Below are 14877 nucleotides of genomic sequence, written 5' to 3'. Positions count from 1 at the left end.
AAATCTCCTCCTGTGGTTTGCTAGCATCGTCGTCTCGCCACTTTGACCGTGTCTCCTCCACGATGCTGCCCCTTCCTATGACGTCGAAGCTTTCAATTAGCTTTCAGTCACGGATGGGTAAGCAGCCCGTGGAATTCCATCCATGCATCCCCCGTCGTGGCAAGCGCTTCAACGTGAAAATTGGGAGAGAATATGTCCGCGACCGTCATCGCGATCTGGTGACCGGTGGTGAGCAGCCTATGAACCTGCGGGCAGCCTTGCCCGCGCCGCGCTCGGCGGGCCGTCATTCAAACGGTTCCAGGCGCGGCGGAGCTGCCGCGCCGAGCCGAAGCCGGCGCGCATCGCGACGGCCTCCATGTCCAGCCGCGAACCAGAGAGCATCTCGCGGGCAAGAGCCACGCGCATGCGGTTGACGAAATCCGTAACGCTCATGCCCGTCTGCTCGTTGAACAGCCGTGAAAGGTTGCGCGGGCTGGCGCCGCTGAGGCGGGCGAGGGACGCCACCGACCAGTCCTGAGTGGGGTTGGCGACCACCGCATCCTGTGCACGGTGAATGACCGGGTGAATATGGTTGCGACCTTCAAGCCAGGGCGAAAGCTGCGGATCCGAGCCGCCGCGCCTGAGATAGACGACAAGATATCGCGCCACCGCAAGCGCGCAGGCATGCCCCACCGCTTCGGCGACGATATGCAACATGAGGTCTATGCCGGCGGTGATGCCGGCACTCGTGAGGCGGTCTCCGTCCTCGACATAGAGCCGGTTGTCCCGGACGCGCGCGGTGGGCGCGAGCCTGATCAGATCTTCCATACAGCCGTGATGGGTGGTGCATTCGCGACCGTCGAGCATTCCGGCCTCGGCAGCGAGCAATGCGCCCGAGCAGATCGAAGCCAGTCGAATTCCCGGACGGATGGCGCGCTTCAGCCATGCGATAATGGCAGCCTGGTCAGCGCGTTCCTGTTTGTCCCACGGACGACTGTTTGCCATCGGGGCGTCGGCGCTGCCGGCAATGACGACAAGCGCGCTATCGGGCAAGCGTTCCGGCAATGCGACGACACCCGTAACGGCAAGACCGATCGAACTGCCGACCGTCGCTGATGGGCCGATATAGGTGACGGTAAAGCGGACTGTGCGCTGTTCGAGGTTCGCCTTGCGCAGCACTTCGATCGGGCCGGCGACGTCGAGCAGCAGCACGCGCGGCGGCACGACGACGAAGACCGGGATATCGAAGGGCTGCGCGGCGTCCGTCATGCGGCGAGTGACTTTTCGCGCCCCGCCAATGCCTGTTCGACGGTCGCGATCCGAGCGAAACGGCCTGAGAGGACCAGTTCGGTCCGGTCCCGGATTTCCCTTGCGCTCCAAGTGCGTCCCGTTGCGTCGGTCATCGGGAAGGTCAGGGTCGCTTCGCCGACATAGTCGACCTGATAGCCGAGATCGGAGGCGTGTCGGGTGGTGGTCTCGCAGCACTGTTCCGTGCGAATGCCGGAGACGAGGATACGACGGACGCCGTTCTCGGTCAGCCACACGTCGAGACCGGAACCGACCAGGGCGCTGTGGCGCCCCTTCCTGAACGTCGCCTTGGGAGTGATCCTGAGCGGGGCGAGTGTGCTGACGAATCCGGATGCTTCCGAAAACGGCCCGTTTTCATCGACATGGAAGATCTGGATGATGGGTATTCCATCGGCTTCCGCGCCGTCGATCAGAGCCTGCTGACGATCGATGTAGGCGGATGCCAGGTTTTCATCCCAGTAATCGCGTTGTCTGAAAGACTCTTGGGCGTCGATAACGAGAAGGACAGTATCGTGGCCGGACATTTTTTGCTCCATGGCGGTTGATCATGAAGCCATATTCGGCAATTTGATGGCACGAGAAAATGCGCGCACCGGACAAATAGCGGACAATTCGCGCCAATCGCTGCGGACGCTTCCAGACAGTTCCGGGATCAACTATCAGCTCGTAAAGCTTCGCAGATCCTTCAGCAGGTTGCGGTACCTTGCCTGGCTGCCGACCAGGTGCTCACGCATGGCGTTGCGGGCAGCCTGATCGTCCCTGTCGGAGATGGCGATGACGATCGCTTCGTGCTCCCTGTGTATCAGCTTTCGGTAGGCGGTCTGCTCGGCTGTCCTTGTTTCAGGGACCAGCCGCGACTGCGGGATGATCGCCGAGCCCTGGGACTCCAGGAACTGCCGGAAGAGCGGATTGTTCGTGGCTTCGGCGATGGCGGCATGGAGTTCCAGATCCGCCTCGCGAATGGAGTGATCGCTCTCGATGCACAGGAGGATTTTCCGGTGGCATTCGAAAATCGCCTCCTCCTGCGCGGGCGAGCGGCGCAAGGCCGCAAGACCGGCGGCTTCGATTTCGACAGGCGTTCTGATCTCGAGCACTTCCAGATCGGAAACAACGCGGGCCTTGTCGGCTTTCCCAGCGGAGAGAACCGGATCGGCGCCGAGGACGAAGATACCCGCTCCCTGACGCACCTCGACAAGCCCGTCGGAGCGAAGCGCGGCCACGGCCTCGCGCACGACGGTGCGGCTGACGCTGTGCGTTTCGGTCAGTTCATGCTCACTCGGAAGCTTGTCGCCGGCCGAATACTGGCCGCTCAATATGGCTTGCCGGAGGCTTTCGCCGACCTGTGAGACCAGCGACCCGGAGCCTTTGCTGCGATCCTTCATCTGCATAGCCACGCACGCCCCCGCATCGGCTTTGATCCGCATGCCGTTCAAACGCGGCATTGCGAAATTCACAATTCATCACACATGTATGACAAATTTTTCCGACTTTCAATGCATAACGGCCGGCCAGTGAAAATCCGGCACTGCGCTTACATCTCTCGACGCGGCTTTGGCATATGCGTGAGGACCGGTGGAAGCACTCACAGCCGCCTGGTCGATTCCCCGCGCACGAATCTCGGCGTCAGGATGAAATCCTGCGGCGGTGCGGCGGCGCCCTCCGGGCTTGCTATTCTAGCCAGCAGACGCTGCGCCGCCAATTCCCCGAGCTTCTGCGCATCCTGCACCACCATGGTGATGCGGGGCGTGATGACATTGCTCCAGGGCACGTCGTCGACCATCGCTAGCGACACGTCGTCAGGGCAGCGGAAACCCATCTCCTGCATCACCTGAAGTGCTGCGAGGCCTGTCATATTGTTGGCGCCGATGATGGCGGTCGGCCGGTCGCGGCGGGTCAAGAGCCGCATCGCCTGTGCATGGCCGCCGGTCCTGGTGTAGCCGCCTTCGACCACCAGCGAAGGATCGATGTCCACACCGGCGCCGGCCATCGTGTTCATGAAGCCCTTCAGGCGCTCGTCGGCAGTGTGCAGGCCGCTCGGCCCGGAGATGAAGCCGATGCGCCTGTGGCCGAGCTGCAGCAGATGTTCCGTCAGGATGGTGGTGGTCAGCGGATTGTCGGAGCCGACAAAATCGCGCTCGGCGCCCTCCACTTTCTGGTCGAACATCACGATCGGAGTTTTGAAGTCGCGCAGGAATGTGGCGTACTCCTCGCCCCGCCCATTTGCCGCCAGCGCAATGCCGGCGATCTTCTGCGCCTCCAGCCGCTCCAGCAGCGCCCGTTCGAGATCGGCCCTGCCGGAGGAGTCGGCGATGAGGACGAAATAGCCGTGGTCGAGCGCCTGGTGCTCGATCTCTCGCCGGATGTCGCCGAAGAACATGTTTCCGAGATTGGCCGAAACGAAACCGATCAGCGAACTGCGTCCGCGCGCCAGCGTCTGGGCCACCGGGTCGATGCGGTAACCGGTCGATTTTATCGCCTGCTGGATGCGGTCAAGCGTCTCGGCGCCGACCCGCTTCGGGCTATTGAGCGCCAGCGAGACGGTCGAGATTGAAACCCCCGCAAGGCGCGCGACATCTCGTATGGTGGTCATAGCTATCGAACCGGTTCTAATGTCTTGTTATGTCCGATTTTATTGGTCGGCGCAACATGCATGCTTCAAATCAGTTGTTTTGCAGGGTTTGCTTTTCTGATCTTGTGATCGCGAATTTCGGCTTGACAGATATAGGATCAGGCGAGATGATCATTTGCCGAACCGGTTCGATATGACGTTCAACCGGAAAACAGGGAGGAGAAACCTGTCATGAGTTCGGAACGCCAGCCGGAAAATCCGGCATCAGGAGGGGCGGGCAAACACGCCTGGTTCAGCCAGGATCGCCTGGGCATGTTCATCCATTGGGGCCTCTATGCCTTGGGAGCCCGGCACGAGTGGTTGAAGAACCGCGAAGAGCTGACCGACGACCACTACCAGCGCTATTTCGACAATTTCGATCCCGATCTCTACGATCCCAAGGAATGGGCTCGCCGGGCGCGTCTTGCCGGCATGAAATATGTCGTGGTGACGACCAAGCACCACGAGGGTTTCTGCCTCTGGGACAGCAAGGTGACGGACTACAAGGCGACGAACACGCCCTGTGGCAAAGATCTGCTGACGCCGCTGGTCGACGCCTTCCGCGCCGAAGGGCTGAAGATCGGCTTCTACTATTCGCTGCTTGACTGGCACCATCCCGATTTCCCGATCGACGTTCACCATCCGCTACGCAACCATCCCGACGCCAAGGCGCTGAACGCTGGCAGAAACATAGCCAACTACGCTGCCTATATGCGCGAACAGGTGCGCGAGCTTCTGACCGGCTTCGGCCGCATCGACATCATCTGGTTCGATTTCAGCTATCCCGGGCGCGAATATCGCGGCCTGCCCGGCAAGGGGCGCGCCGACTGGGAGAGCGAGCGCCTGGTTGATCTGGTGCGCGAGCTGCAGCCTGAGATCATTGTCAACAACCGCCTCGACCTGCCGCCCGGCAACCTGCCTGACGTCACGACGCCGGAGCAATATACGCCGCGGGTCGCACCCGCCATCGCCAGCCAGGGGGTACTCTGGGAAGCCTGCCACACCTTCAGCGGCTCCTGGGGTTATCACCGCGACGAAGATACCTGGAAGAGCCCGGAACAGATCATCCAGCTGCTGATCGATTCCGTCGCGCTCGGCGGCAACCTGCTGATGAATGTCGGCCCGACCGGCCGGGGCACGCTCGATGCGCGCGCCGTCAGCGCGCTCGAGGTCTATCAGAACTGGATGGCCGTCAACGGACGTTCCATCTATGGGGCAGGGCCCTCCCGCTATCCGGTGCCGGCTGGCTGCCGTTATACCCAGCGCGGTAACCGCCTTTATCTGCACGTCTACAATTGGCCTTACCGCCACATCCACATCGAAGGTCTCGCCGACAGGATCGCCTATGCGCAGTTCCTGCACGACGCCAGCGAGGTGCACTGGCTGAGCCATGCCAAGGATGTGGATTCCAATATCGGCGTGACGGTGCCGGAAGGCATGATCACGCTCGAACTGCCGGTCCGGCGCCCGGACGTTACCGTGCCGGTGATCGAGATCGTCCTGAAGGCGTGAGCTCGATCGCACTCGCGTGTCCTTTGCGTTCATGGAGGGAGGAGAAACCCATGAAGGTTCTGCAGAAAACGCTTTTGCTTGCCGCTATCGGCAGCAGTCTTTTTGCCACTGCCGCATCGGCCGAACAGGTCAACCTGACCTGGCAGATGTGGACCGGCTCCGAAACCGACACCAAGAGCTGGCAACACCTGGCAGAGATGGTGACCGCCAAGTATCCCGACATCAAGGTGACGCTGACGACGACGGGCTGGGTCGATTATTGGACGAGGCTGCCGGTGCTGGCGGCATCGGGCCAACTCGCCGACATCGTTTCCATGCAGTCGCTGCGCATGCCGAACTTCTATTCGCTGCTCGAGCCCCTGAATGACCGGATCGAGGCTGACAAATTCGACGTCGGCGCCTTTACCCCCTCGATCATTGGCGGCATGTCCGTCGAAAAGCAGCTTTACGGCCTGCCCTACGATGTCGGTCCGTGGGTCATCTATTATAACCAGGACGCGCTCGAAGCCGCCGGCGTTCCGCTGCCGAAGCCGGGCTGGACGCTTGCCGAGTTCACCGATGCCGCCAAGAAGCTGACGAAGGACGGCAAGTATGGCTTCGGTATCACCCCGACCAACTATTCGGTCCTGGCCGCGGCCTGGGGCGATAAATACGTCAACGATGCCGGCGAGCTTGACTTGACCAGTGCGAGTGCAGTTGCCGCCGCCGAGAGAGTGGTCGGTTTCGCCGCCAAGGATAAGATCGCGCCGCTGGTTCCCTCGGGTGGCGCAGATCCCGGTGATGTCATCCAGGGGCGGTTCAATTCGGGCAATGTCGCCATGTATATCGACGGCCCCTGGTCGATCATCGGCATGAAGGATCAGGCCAAGTTCAAGATCGGCCTCACCACCCTGCCGCGCGATGAGGGCGAACTTTCCGCCGTCACCGCAGGCTCCGGTTTCGGCATCGCCACGACGAGCAAGAACAAGGATGCTGCCTGGAAGGCGATCCAGGTGCTGACCAGCCCTGAAGCCTTATCCTATCTCGCTGAGCAGGGCCGTGCCCTGCCGGCGCGCACGGCGTCGCAATCCGCCTGGTACAAGGTGGCGGCCAAGGACATCACCAATGGCGGCGAGGCCATCGACTATTCCCTGGCGCACTCCGTGCCCTACGTGATCACCAACAACTGGGCGGCGGTGGAAAACCTGTTCAACCAGTATTTCCCGCCGGCTTTCGCCGGCAGCGCCGATGCCAAGCAGACGATGGAGTCTATCCAGAGCCTTGCACAGCAATAGAGCCAGCGCGTCCGACAGGACGCGCGGTCGCTTTGAAATCTGCGCATGATCCTATCGGAAAATCGATTCCGATTTTCGGGTCATGCGCCAGCTCGCGCTGCGGCAGGTCCTGCCGCGCATGGAGGAAGACATGTCGCAAAGCGCTGTTGCCGCAGTTCCCTTGCAGCCCGGTCAGCCACGGCGCTTCCTGAAGCCGGAGACGCAGACAGCCATGCTGTTCCTGCTGCCGAGCTTCCTCGGCTTCATGGTCTTCATGGCGCTGCCGATCCTGGCGTCGCTGGCGCTCAGCTTTACCAATTGGCAGCTGATCTCGACGCCATCCTTCGTCGGCTTTCAGAATTATATCAGGCTCTTCACTGTCGATCCGGCCTTCTACACCGTATTGAGCAACACGCTGTTCTTCGCCGTCGAGTATCTGGCGCTGAATATAATCGTCTCGCTGACGCTCGCGGTCTGGATATCGAGCCTGAAGCGCGGCAAGGCGATCTTCCGGGTGATCTTCTTCCTGCCGACCTTCACGCCCACCATCGCCGCATCGGTGGTATGGCTGCTGATCTTCACGCCGGACGGGCTGGCCGACAGCATCATCCGCGCGCTCGGCCTCGGTCTGCCGAATTTCCTGTTGAGCTCGAGCTGGGCCATGCAGGCGGTCGTGCTCGTCACCCTGTGGGCGAATGTCGGCTACAACGTTGTGATGTTCAACGCCGCGCTCGACCTCGTGCCGAAGCATTACCTCGAGGCGGCGACGATCGACGGTGCCAATGCCTGGCAGCGCTTCTGGCGCATCCGCCTGCCGCTCATATCGCCGACCATCTTCTTTGGCACCGTGATGACGGCGATCACCTCGCTGCAGGTCTTCGACGAGATATTCGCGATGACGCGCGGCGGCCCGGGCTCGGCGACGGCCACGCTCGGTTTCGCCATCTACCAGAAGGGCTTCACCAACTTCCAGATGGGCTATGCCTCCGCATTGGCCTGGGTGATGTTCGTCATGATCATGGCGCTCACCATCCTGCAATTCCACATGCAGCGCAAATGGGTGCATTATGACGATTGATCCGACCTCACGGCATCCGCATTCCGTGTCCCAGCATCGTCACCGCATATTGCGGCGCGTCGGCGCCTTCGTCAGCTACACGGCACTTTCGCTGATCGCGCTGCTTTTCCTCTTCCCCTTCTTCTGGATGGTGTCGAACGCGGTGCGCTCCAATGCCGAGGTGATGGCCGTGCCGGTCCGCATCTTCCCCGAGGAGTATCGTTGGGGAACATTCGTCGAAGCCCTGGTTTCCCTGCCGTTCGGAACCTTCCTGTTGAATTCCTTCGTGGTCGCCTGCGGCGTCACGGCGATCGTGATTGCGGTATCCTGCCTGTCTGCCTACGCTTTTGCCCGGCTAAAGTTTCCCGGCCGGGAGGGGTTGCTGCTCACCTATCTCAGTACGCTGATGATCCCGCAGGTGATGCTGGTCATCCCGCTGTTTCTCATCGTCAGCAAGTTCGGCTGGATCAACACCTATCACGGCATGATCCTGCCGGTCGCCTTCAGCTCCTTCGGCACCTTTCTGCTGCGACAGTTCATCCTCGGCATTCCCAAGGATCTCGACGAGGCGGCGATGATGGACGGGGCTTCGCGCCTGCGCATCCTGGTCACGGTCATCGTTCCGCTTGCCATGCCGGCCATCGGCCTCTTGTCGCTGTTCACCTTCATCGCGCAGTGGAAGAGCTTCCTCTGGCCGCTGATCGCCACCAGCGGCGTTGAAAAAGCCACGCTGCCGCTCGGGCTCACCCTGTTCCAGACACAGCAAGGCACCGCGTGGAACTACATCATGGCGGGTGCGACGATCTCCATGCTGCCGGGCGTCGTCCTGGCCATTGTGCTGCAGAGGGTGATCTACAAGGGTATCACCGTCAGCTCCGGCTTTGGTGGACGCTAATAGTTAAAAAACAAAGATTTAAGCGCATCGCATCAAGTTTGTTGTGATGCCCTTCAAGTCCGCTCGGTTGCCGCCCAAGAAGGCGCTCGTGCCGTCGCAATCATAGCCTCGCGCTTAACTTTTGCTTCCGGCCGAAAAGTAAAATTTAACCAAAATTTGAAATAACGCATTTCATATACGAATTGTGCAGGGGAATTCATGAAAACGGCCACGCTTGCATCCATCGCCTTGGCGATATCGATCTCTGCTGCCCATGCCCAGACGATCGGGGTTTCGATGTCCGATCTCGACAAATTCAGAACGGTGCTTCTGAACGGCGTCGTCTCGCATGGGCAGACGATATCCGGCCTCAAGCTCGTCACCGAGAATGCCAAGGGCGACAACGAAGTCCAGAAGCAGCAGGTGCAGAAGCTCATTGCCGACAAGGTCGACGCGATCATCCTTGCGGTCTCCGATGGCGACCTCGGGCCGCAAATGACCAAGATGGCGGCAGATGCCGGTATTCCACTGATCTATATCAACAACGTTCCTTCCAACCTGTTGGACCTGCCGGACAATCAGGTGGCGGTCGCCTCCAACGAGAAGGAGTCCGGAACGCTGGAGACCAAGCAGGTCTGCGCGCTCCTCAAAGGCAAAGGCCGCGTCGTCGTGCTGATGGGCGAACCCTTCCACGCGGCGGCCCGCGCCCGCACCCAGGACATCTCCGACGTCATCGCCACGCCGGACTGCAAGGGCCTTCAGATCGTCGAGCGGCAGGCCGCCTATTGGTCGCGCGATTATGCCGACCAGCAGATGCAGGAATGGCTGTCGGCCGGCGTCAAGTTCGATGCGGTCATCGCCAATAATGACGAGATGGCGCTCGGCGCGATCCGGGCCATGAAGAAAGCCGGCATGCCGATGAAGGATGTCGTCGTCGCCGGCGTCGATGCGACCGACGACGCGCTCGCCGCGATGGTGGCCGGCGATCTCGACGTCACCATTCTCCAGAGCGCCGTCGGGCAGGGCGCTGCCGCTGTCGATGCCGCCGTCAAGCTTATTCGCAAAGAGAAGGTGCCGCGCGAAAACAACGTTCCCTTCGAACTCGTCACACCTGAGAACATTGCCACCTATCTGCCGAAGAGCCAGTGAGCATAAGAGGACTATGATGTTGCATATCTGGAATAAATTCGGCATTCGCGCGCAGATCACCTCCGGCTTCGTGCCGCTGATCCTGTTGATGAGCCTGCTCACGGTCAGCGCGATCTCGGGCATGAACGGGCTCGCCTCCATCTTCGCGTCCTATCGCGCCACGGCTGGTCAAAGTCTCGCCATCTCGGACTACAGCGACCAGCTGAACGAGATTCAGATGTCGGCGGAAGCCTTCCGCTCCACGCCGACGCAGGATGTCGTCGACCGCTTCCGCGCCGGTGTGAAAGCGTTCGACGCCGACGACCCGCGTTTTGCCGGTAACAAGGACCTGCAGTCCGGCCTTGCGGCGATCCGCCAAGACATTGCCGCCTACGGCAAGGCTTTCGAACAGATCGTCTCCCTTCAGGCCAGGCGTGACGCCTTGATTTCCAAGGTCACCGAATTCGGCCCCTGGACCAGCATCGCGCTCAACGACGTCGTGCGCAGCGCCTGGCGCCAGAACGATGTGGCCCTGTTGCAGATGACGGCGGCGACGCTGGAGGCTTTGAACCGCAGCCTCTATTTCTCCGAGCGCTTCGTGCATTCCAACGATTTTGCGGCCTATGACACCGCGCAGGCGGCACTCGCCGAAGCGGTCACGCTCAACGAAGCCGCCGCCAAGGCCGCGAAGAACGAACTGCAGAAGAAGCGCCTGATGGGCGCCGGCCAGCTCATGCAGAACTACACCGCCCGTCTCGGCGACATGAAGGACGTCTTGCAGGCCTCCGGCAATATTCGCCAGACGCAGCTCAGCGTGCTCGCTCCGAAAATATCAGGCGGCTTCAAGGACCTGCAGGCCACCGTCACGGGCGCGCAGAAGACGCTGGACGGTTCTGTAGACGCGACGGTTGCCTCTGCGACCAGCACGACGCTGGTCATCAGCGGGCTGTTGATCGTGATCGGTCTCGTCCTTTCCTATTTCGTCGGCCGGCTGATTTCCTCTGCGGTCCGTAACATGGCGCAGTCCATGGAGCAGCTTGCCCGCGGCGAGGAAGGGATCGTGATAACGGGCGTTGAGCACCGCCACGAACTGGGGGCCATGGCGCGTTCGCTGAAGGTTTTCCAGGAAACGGGGCGCGCCAAGCTGATCGCGGAAGCCAATGCCGAACGCGCTCGTCTTGCCGCCGAGGAAGAGCGGCTCCGCCAGGAGGCCGAGCGGCTCAGCGATGCGCAGGTGATGGAGCATGCCTTCCGCCAGATTTCCGTCGGGTTGGACGCGCTTTCCAAGGGCGATCTCACCGTCCGCGTCGGCGAAGTCGACCATCGCTATGTGAGGATCCGGGATCATTTCAACAATTCGGTCGCGAGCCTCGAAGAGGCGGTCGACTCGGTCATTCGCGCCGTCGCCACCATCCGGTCCGGCCTTGCGGAAATCTCCACGGCGTCCAACGATCTCGCCCGCCGCACCGAGCAGCAGGCAGCCTCGCTGGAGGAGACCGTCGCGGCGCTGGGTGACGTGACCCGCGGCGTCAACGGAACGGCGGAGGGCGCAAGCCGCGCGCAGGGTGTCGTGGCAACGGCCCGCACCAATGCCGAAAAGGGCGGCGAGATCGTTGCCCGCGCCATCGACGCGATGACGGAAATTCAAAATTCGTCGTCGAAGATCGGCAACATCATCAGCGTCATCGACGAGATCGCCTTCCAGACCAACCTGCTGGCGCTGAACGCCGGCGTGGAAGCGGCGCGCGCCGGCGAGGCAGGCAAGGGCTTTGCCGTCGTCGCCCAGGAAGTCCGCGAGCTCGCCCAGCGCTCCGCCAACGCGGCAAGGGAGATCAAGCAGCTGATCTCCACCTCCTCGGCGCAGGTCAAGACCGGCGTCCAGCTGGTGGGTGAATCCGGCCTCTCGCTCGAACAGATCGTCGAGCAGGTCACCGCCATGAATGCGACCGTGGCCGAGATCGCCGTTGCCGCCCGCGAGCAGGCGACGAGCCTGCGCGAGGTCTCGGCCGCCGGCGACCAGATGGACAAGGTGACGCAGCAGAACGCCGCAATGGTCGAAGAGACCACGGCGGCCGCCCAGAGCCTGACACATGAAACCGAAAGCCTCGCCGAGCTGCTGCGGCGGTTCAGGACGGGCAGCGGCCGGGCGGCGGAACATCGCCACTACGCGATGGCATCCTGACGTTCGGATGCAGGCAAGCAAACGCCGCCGCCTCGAAAGGGCGGCGGTGAGCGAATGTCTGGCGTCGCTTCAGTGGCTTCCGGATGCCGGACCGGCGGAGTGGCCGGCAATGCTCTTGCGAACGTGACGAACCGCTGTCCAGACGGCAAAGAGCACGAGCGGGATGGCGCCGAGAACGGCGAGCTTCGCCACGTGGGGATCGACACCCAGTTCGGAAATACTTTCGAGGCAGATCTTCGCCAGGCCGACGGTGTAATAGGTGATGGCGATGACGGAGAAGCCTTCGACCGCCTGCTGGATATGCACCTGGATGCGAGCCCGTTCTTCCATCGACGTCAACAACGATGCGTTCTGATCTTCGAGCTGAACCTGCACGGTGGTTCTAAGGAGGTCTCCGGCAAGGCTGACGCGTTCGGCCAGTTCATCGAGGCGGCGTTCGGCGGCTTCGACCGAGCGGACGGCTGGTTGAAAGCGCCGATCGATAAAGGTGCCGAGCCGCTGGCGCTGTTCGACACGTTCCTCACGAAGCTCCGACACTCTGCTCGCGACAATTTCGGCATAGGCTTTCGTCGCGCCGAAGCGGTGGCGGGCGAGCGCCGAGAAGTTGAGAACGTCCGAAGAGAGCCTGGTCACCTCGGAAAGCAGTGCCTTGTCGACCTTGATCGCACTCTGCATATGCGCGATCAGCAGGTCGAGGCGTCGGTCGAAGACGGAGAGCTTCGAGACCGTCTCGCGGGCCATCGGCAACGCCAGCAGCGCCATCATCCGGTATGTCTCGATCTCCAGGAAACGCCTGACCATGCGGCCGGTGCGATAGGCATTGAGGTTGCGGTTGAAGAACAGAAATTCGACGAAACCGCTATCGGTCAGCCGGAAGTTCGAATGCACTTCCGCGTCGCCGCCGCCGACCTGAGAGGCGACATAGTCGAGCCTCGGTTTTTCCGGACGCTGCCGGTCCTTCTCGTCCCGCACCAGCACGCGAACGGCCGCGATGATCTTCCCGTTGATCTGGCGGCAGCAGGCCTGAAAGGCTTCAGGCGGATTGCTGCCGGGTTCGGCCGACGCGGGAACGACGAAGGTCAGGGTGAGGAACTCGGTATGCGCCTCCCACTTCAGCCGGCCGTCGCCGATGCGGCCGATGCCGTGGTTGCCCTCGCGGGTCGTGGAGACATCCTCCAGCCCCGGCAGGGAATTCGGTATCTGAGGAGGGGCATTTTCTCCGACGATGGCGACGTGCCACACATCCGTGTCGCCATCGAAGTAAAGCGACGGCCGCGCGTGGAGCTCGTTGTGAAGTTCCCTTCGCAGCGGATGCTCGGAGCCCATCGGCATGGAAATGCACCTCTATAAGGTAGACAGTCGCTGGGTCGCCGGACGTAACCGGGTTGCCGGCATGTGTGAGTTGACCATGGCGCCCGCGAGCCGGCGAAGGCTGACAACGCCTATAGCCTCTCCCGAACCGGATGTCACGACGCCTTCGCCAGCGGAGGCGCCATGCACGAAACGAAAAAGCCACGGCCCTGTTGCGAGGCCGTGGCTGCAGCATGCGCGCATTGTGCGGGACAACGCGTGACCGGTTACTTGGCGGCGAGCGCCTCGTTGACCTTGTCGACGTCGGCACTCATTGCCTTGAAGGTCTCGTCGAGGGAGAGTTCGCCGACGATCAGCTGGCTCATCCTCTGAACGATGAGCTGATAGATGGCGGAGGATCCCTTGAGACGTTCCAGGTCCCGGGCTGCCTGCGGCACGCTATTGCGGCTTCCGAGGAAGACGGCCATCGCCTCCTTGGCATTCTTGCTCTCGAGCTTGTATTGCGGGTCCTTGATGTCGGCGCCCGTCAGGATGACGTAGTTTTCAGCGATTTCACGCTGGACCTTTTCAGAGCCAAGGAATTCGATGAACGCGGCAACGGCCTCCGGAGACTTGGTGCGCTTGAAGCCGACGATCGCGGTGCCACCCGGCATCGCATAGCAGCCGGCATCGCCGCACGGCGCGCTGATCGCCGTCCAGTCGAAGGCGTCGCCGATCTTCTTCTGGAACGGATTGACCATCCAGTTGCCGGCGAGATAGGTCACGACGTTGCCGTTGACGAACTCGTCACCCATGTTCTTGTACTGGGTTCCGCCGGCAGCACCCCACATTTCCTTCGGGAAGGAGCCGTCCTTCGTCCAGCCGTAGAGATCCGTGACATAGCGCTTGGCGGCATCGTCGGGGAAGAAAAACTTGCCGTCCTTAACGTAGTTCGAGCCGTAGGAGAATGCCGCGCCGGAAAAGCGATGGCCCGAGCGATCCATCGTGAAGGGGATCTGAGCGCCGGTCGCCTTGGCAACACGCGCCGAGGCTTCGACGATGTCCTTCAGCGTGGCGGTGGGCTTCGGAAGCGGTTCGCCGGCCTGTTCGAACAGCGTCTTGTTGACGAAGGGCAGGTTGAAGGTCTGCGACGCGATATAGCCGTTGATCGACTGCGGATCGTTGACGCCGGGGAAGCGAAGTGTGTTCAGGCTGTCGCCGTGCAGCTTGGCGAAGCCATCCGGGTCCTTCATGTAGGGACGCATGTCGAGGTAATAAGGGGCAAGCTGCCAGTCGGTGATCTTGGCGATGTCAGGGCCTTCGCCGACGGCAAGCTGTACCGGCAGCTGCTTGGCGACCGCATCATAGCCCGAAGAGACGAAATTGACCTTGATGTCTGGATGCGCCGTCTCGAATTCCTTGCTGAGCGCTTCCATCCGCTCGACGTAAGCCTGGTCGTCGTCGGTGAACAGAAAGGTGATTGTCTTGGTTTCCGCCATGGCCGCGCCGGACCATGCGAAAGAAGCGGTAGCCAGCGCCACTGCGAAGGCACCTGAAAGATAGGTTTTCATTTTCATCCTCCCATGAAAACATTTTCATCAATCGCGGCCTCGGCCATCGATAAATCAATTTCATATACTTGACATTCGTTCCGTCAAGCTATTTTCTGCGGCAATAGCGATGTTT

General features: G+C 61.5%; 12 protein-coding genes. 6 read left to right on the top strand and 6 right to left on the bottom strand.

Annotation, left to right across the window (positions count from 1 at the left end; all coding sequences use genetic code 11):
* Nucleotides 1-237: 237 nt before the first annotated feature.
* The 4 genes from BS629_RS37015 to BS629_RS37000 all read right to left on the bottom strand — a co-directional run bounded on the left by BS629_RS37015 (nt 238) and on the right by BS629_RS37000 (nt 3877).
* Complete coding sequence (locus BS629_RS37015; protein WP_018245926.1) at nt 238-1248, bottom strand: GlxA family transcriptional regulator; 1011 nt, start codon at nt 1246-1248, stop codon at nt 238-240.
* The gene (locus tag BS629_RS37010) at nt 1245-1823 is read right to left on the bottom strand and encodes an isochorismatase family protein (RefSeq protein WP_018245925.1); all 579 of its coding nucleotides are present in this window, start codon (nt 1821-1823) and stop codon (nt 1245-1247) included. The genes BS629_RS37015 and BS629_RS37010 overlap by 4 nt, the downstream gene beginning before the upstream one ends.
* 123 nt (nt 1824-1946) lie before the next feature.
* Complete coding sequence (locus tag BS629_RS37005; RefSeq protein WP_020493439.1) at nt 1947-2729, bottom strand: FadR/GntR family transcriptional regulator; 783 nt, start codon at nt 2727-2729, stop codon at nt 1947-1949.
* A 140-nt stretch (nt 2730-2869) separates the two neighbouring features.
* Complete coding sequence (locus BS629_RS37000) at nt 2870-3877, bottom strand: LacI family DNA-binding transcriptional regulator (RefSeq protein WP_018517828.1); 1008 nt, start codon at nt 3875-3877, stop codon at nt 2870-2872.
* Nucleotides 3878-4087: 210 nt separating this feature from the next.
* On the opposite strand from BS629_RS37000, the gene BS629_RS36995 reads away from it, so the two are divergent.
* The 6 genes from BS629_RS36995 to BS629_RS36965 all read left to right on the top strand — a co-directional run bounded on the left by BS629_RS36995 (nt 4088) and on the right by BS629_RS36965 (nt 11901).
* Complete coding sequence (locus tag BS629_RS36995; RefSeq protein ID WP_018245922.1) at nt 4088-5407, top strand: alpha-L-fucosidase; 1320 nt, start codon at nt 4088-4090, stop codon at nt 5405-5407.
* A gap of 50 nt (nt 5408-5457) precedes the next feature.
* Nucleotides 5458-6681, top strand: coding sequence for an ABC transporter substrate-binding protein (locus BS629_RS36990; protein ID WP_018245921.1), 1224 nt, complete (start codon nt 5458-5460; stop codon nt 6679-6681).
* Between the two features lie 82 nt (nt 6682-6763).
* On the top strand, nt 6764-7738 hold the full coding sequence (locus tag BS629_RS36985; protein WP_018245920.1) for a carbohydrate ABC transporter permease: 975 nt from the start codon (nt 6764-6766) through the stop codon (nt 7736-7738).
* Nucleotides 7728-8612: a carbohydrate ABC transporter permease gene (locus tag BS629_RS36980; protein ID WP_018245919.1), complete on the top strand. Its 885-nt coding sequence runs from the start codon at nt 7728-7730 to the stop codon at nt 8610-8612. The genes BS629_RS36985 and BS629_RS36980 overlap by 11 nt, the downstream gene beginning before the upstream one ends.
* Before the next feature lie 198 nt (nt 8613-8810).
* Complete coding sequence (locus BS629_RS36970) at nt 8811-9740, top strand: substrate-binding domain-containing protein (protein WP_077988810.1); 930 nt, start codon at nt 8811-8813, stop codon at nt 9738-9740.
* Nucleotides 9741-9756: 16 nt separating this feature from the next.
* On the top strand, nt 9757-11901 hold the full coding sequence (locus tag BS629_RS36965; protein WP_026188719.1) for a methyl-accepting chemotaxis protein: 2145 nt from the start codon (nt 9757-9759) through the stop codon (nt 11899-11901).
* 69 nt (nt 11902-11970) lie between these two features.
* On the opposite strand, the gene BS629_RS36960 is transcribed toward BS629_RS36965, so the two are convergent.
* Together BS629_RS36960 and BS629_RS36950 are read right to left on the bottom strand one after the other, a co-directional pair.
* Nucleotides 11971-13233 (bottom strand): DUF3422 domain-containing protein, encoded by a 1263-nt coding sequence (locus tag BS629_RS36960; RefSeq protein WP_077988809.1) that lies wholly within the window; start codon nt 13231-13233, stop codon nt 11971-11973.
* Between the two features lie 245 nt (nt 13234-13478).
* Nucleotides 13479-14762, bottom strand: coding sequence for an ABC transporter substrate-binding protein (locus BS629_RS36950; RefSeq protein ID WP_026188718.1), 1284 nt, complete (start codon nt 14760-14762; stop codon nt 13479-13481).
* Nucleotides 14763-14877 lie beyond the last annotated feature (115 nt).

This window comes from Rhizobium leguminosarum bv. viciae USDA 2370, from assembly GCF_002008365.1.
Classification (GTDB): Bacteria; Pseudomonadota; Alphaproteobacteria; order Rhizobiales; family Rhizobiaceae; genus Rhizobium; species Rhizobium leguminosarum.
The sequence above is the reverse complement of the archived record's forward strand: the minus strand, read 5'-3'. Positions and strand labels throughout refer to the sequence as shown.